The organism is Desulfoscipio geothermicus DSM 3669 (assembly GCF_900115975.1).
GTDB classification, from domain to species: domain Bacteria; phylum Bacillota; class Desulfotomaculia; order Desulfotomaculales; family Desulfallaceae; genus Desulfoscipio; species Desulfoscipio geothermicus.
In genome coordinates this window covers 1-2,473 of record NZ_FOYM01000070.1, presented here as the reverse complement: position 1 = coordinate 2,473, position 2,473 = coordinate 1, and the positions used below count along the sequence as shown (strand labels likewise).

Below are 2,473 nucleotides of genomic sequence, written 5' to 3'. Positions count from 1 at the left end.
GTTAGCATGCATGGTCATCCTTATATAGAACAAATGTTCGATATAAGGTTACCGTATAATACCAAAACAATCAAGCGCTGTATATCAACAAAGATTGTGCTGGAAAGGTGATTCATTGTGCCGGTTATGATTAATAGAGAGGCCCGGACCGTAGCCGGGCAGATTCAGATCCTCTGGACTCCGGGGCATTCGGACGGGCACATCTGTCTCTTTGAAGAAAAAGAGGGAGTTCTTCTGGCCGGAGACCACCTGCTTTATGAAATAAAGCCAAATATCAGTTACTGGCCCCTTACCGATGAAAACCCACTTAACAACTACCTTCAATCCATGGATATTTTTGAAAAACTCCCAATCCGGCTGGTTTTACCGGGACACGGCCAGGTATTTCAAAACATCACGGAATAAAAGGATGGATAAAGTAACAAGCGCCTTAGTCATGGAACCTATAGTGTAAATATTAGCAGGCTTATTCTTCTCACTCGTCTCATAGTTGGCAAATCCGTATCCTTTTTTTAAAAGAATATCCCCTTCCCTAGCAACAAGTACTGTCCCAGAAAACCGTCCGGCCTCTGTTTGTTGCTGAAAATAGCGCTCCAGTTTTTGCTCCACATTAGTAATCAAACCTTCCACCCCACCGCTTCATACCATATGATCGCATCAAAAGCATCCGGGTGTTCTCCCCATTTCCTGGCCGCATCAGCAAGTTCTTCCATCTCGTCAGCACTGGCCCAGCCCAGATCAATTACAGTTTCTATCATTTGGCCAAGAAGTTTTGCCGCCAGGTTCCCACGTTTTTGGGTTTCCTCAAGTATACCGTCATATTCGCAGGTTGCCGAAGCTTGAACGTTAATAAAACCTGCCTGCCGGAGCAGTTCCCGATGGCGTCTTCCAACACAGGGGTCACCCCCATTATGCCGCATAAACTGCTTTAAAAAGTCAATGATTCGCTCCATTTGAGGACTGTACGGTGCTAAAATGAACCCACCCTGATCATCATCGCGTACACCTATGATACCCCCTGGCTTTAAAACCCGGTTTATTTCCCTTAGGGCTTTCAGAGGGGTCTGCAAATGTTGCAGCAGGGCATGGATAAAAACAGCATCAAATGTTTCATCAGGAAACGGTAATTCATATATACTGGCTACTCGGAAACTTATGTTAGAAATCCCCTGTTCCTGCGCATAAACCCTCGCCTTTTCTATTTGGCCGAGTTCCAGGTCAACGCCTGTTACCAGCCCAGGAGCCACCACCTTGGCCAATCCGGCAGTTATCGTACCGGAACCACATTCGCAATCTAACAGGTTCATTCCGGATTTTAAAAGTGGGATGAAAAAAGTGCTGGCCATGCCATTGGTGCTATTACTGAAGCTGATGTGAGCTATCAACAAGGTGGAAATTACCATATAGAATTGAAAAACCATATTTAATTAACACTTCATTTATAAGCCTAACAGGTCACTTTTGAGATGCAAGAATTTAAGAATTGCATAAGAATTCATGTGCTACTAAAAAAACGGGTGTGATTCATATAGAATTAGCACCCGTTTAACATTTAACGTTTTTTAGAATGTAAATTTCTTATTTGACTCCTCCCCGCGGATAATCGGGAGGATTCCTGGTTTATACTGCCCGGCAGCCCGGAACAGTCCCCAGGTTGACACCGTGTGTCCCAGGGACGAAATATTTATCCTGCCAACCATAAAAAGAAATTTGTTGTATTAAGAGGAAAATAAAACTAATACAGAAATATATTATATTATCCAGATTATTTATGTGAGGTGCACTACCTTGATGTTAAAAAACTTAATTAAAAATCTTTTACAGGCAAAATGGGAGATAGTTTTCTCCACTCAAAATATTGAAAAATATGCAAAAGTAAAAGGAAAGCTATTAAATAATAAGATAAAGATAAAAACAGAAATGTGTAGCTCTGGTGGCGGTCAAGGCGGGGGATATGGTTTTGCTACAACATATCATATTTTAGTTAGATCTGAAGATATTCATAAAGCCAACGAAGCGATCCATTCAATTTGTTAATGCTGCTCGATAACGTCTAGCAATTGACGATATTAATTGCCAGAAACTGCTGCAATTAGTGACCAAACCGCACAGTTCTGGGATAATCAGTAACAATTCTCCCAGATAACCAGTTTTACCATGTAATTATCAATATGAGGTGCCCATTTTGTGCCCCCAAATCATGTAATGCGGATGTCAAGGAGCAGTTCTTTTGATACACCTTAATCTTTTGTTTTTCCCCAAAAATTTTAGGAGCCGATTTGCATCTATTATTTTTCTTGCCATTTTTTCTTGATCGGATAAGCATTGAAACACGTGCGTGGGATAATGATGGCAACGAATCTATGAAACAATATACAAAATCAGAATTGGATAAGGTGGTCAAAGAAACTGTACGCGAGACAGTTGATTCAATTACCCCTCCCCCGCTGGAAGAATCGTGGGCAAGGTTTGA

At 41.6% G+C, this 2,473-nt stretch carries 5 protein-coding genes; 3 read left to right on the top strand and 2 right to left on the bottom strand.

The features are described 5' to 3' along the window. The first annotated feature begins 126 nt into the window (after positions 1 to 126). Positions 127 to 405, top strand: coding sequence for an MBL fold metallo-hydrolase (locus BM299_RS18680; RefSeq protein ID WP_165608448.1), 279 nt, complete (start codon positions 127 to 129; stop codon positions 403 to 405). On the opposite strand, the gene BM299_RS18675 is transcribed toward BM299_RS18680, so the two are convergent. Together BM299_RS18675 and BM299_RS18670 are read right to left on the bottom strand one after the other, a co-directional pair. Further along, positions 364 to 621, bottom strand: coding sequence for a serine hydrolase (locus BM299_RS18675; RefSeq protein WP_165608447.1), 258 nt, complete (start codon positions 619 to 621; stop codon positions 364 to 366). The genes BM299_RS18680 and BM299_RS18675 overlap by 42 nt on opposite strands. Further along, positions 618 to 1,421 (bottom strand): class I SAM-dependent methyltransferase, encoded by an 804-nt coding sequence (locus tag BM299_RS18670; RefSeq protein ID WP_092488032.1) that lies wholly within the window; start codon positions 1,419 to 1,421, stop codon positions 618 to 620. The genes BM299_RS18675 and BM299_RS18670 overlap by 4 nt, the downstream gene beginning before the upstream one ends. Positions 1,422 to 1,788: 367 nt before the next feature. On the opposite strand from BM299_RS18670, the gene BM299_RS18665 reads away from it, so the two are divergent. Together BM299_RS18665 and BM299_RS19805 are read left to right on the top strand one after the other, a co-directional pair. After that, positions 1,789 to 2,037: a hypothetical protein gene (locus BM299_RS18665; RefSeq protein WP_425429508.1), complete on the top strand. Its 249-nt coding sequence runs from the start codon at positions 1,789 to 1,791 to the stop codon at positions 2,035 to 2,037. A 242-nt stretch (positions 2,038 to 2,279) separates the two neighbouring features. Continuing rightward, positions 2,280 to 2,473 (top strand): hypothetical protein (locus BM299_RS19805; RefSeq protein ID WP_207545247.1); only part of this gene is annotated, 194 nt, incomplete at its 3' end.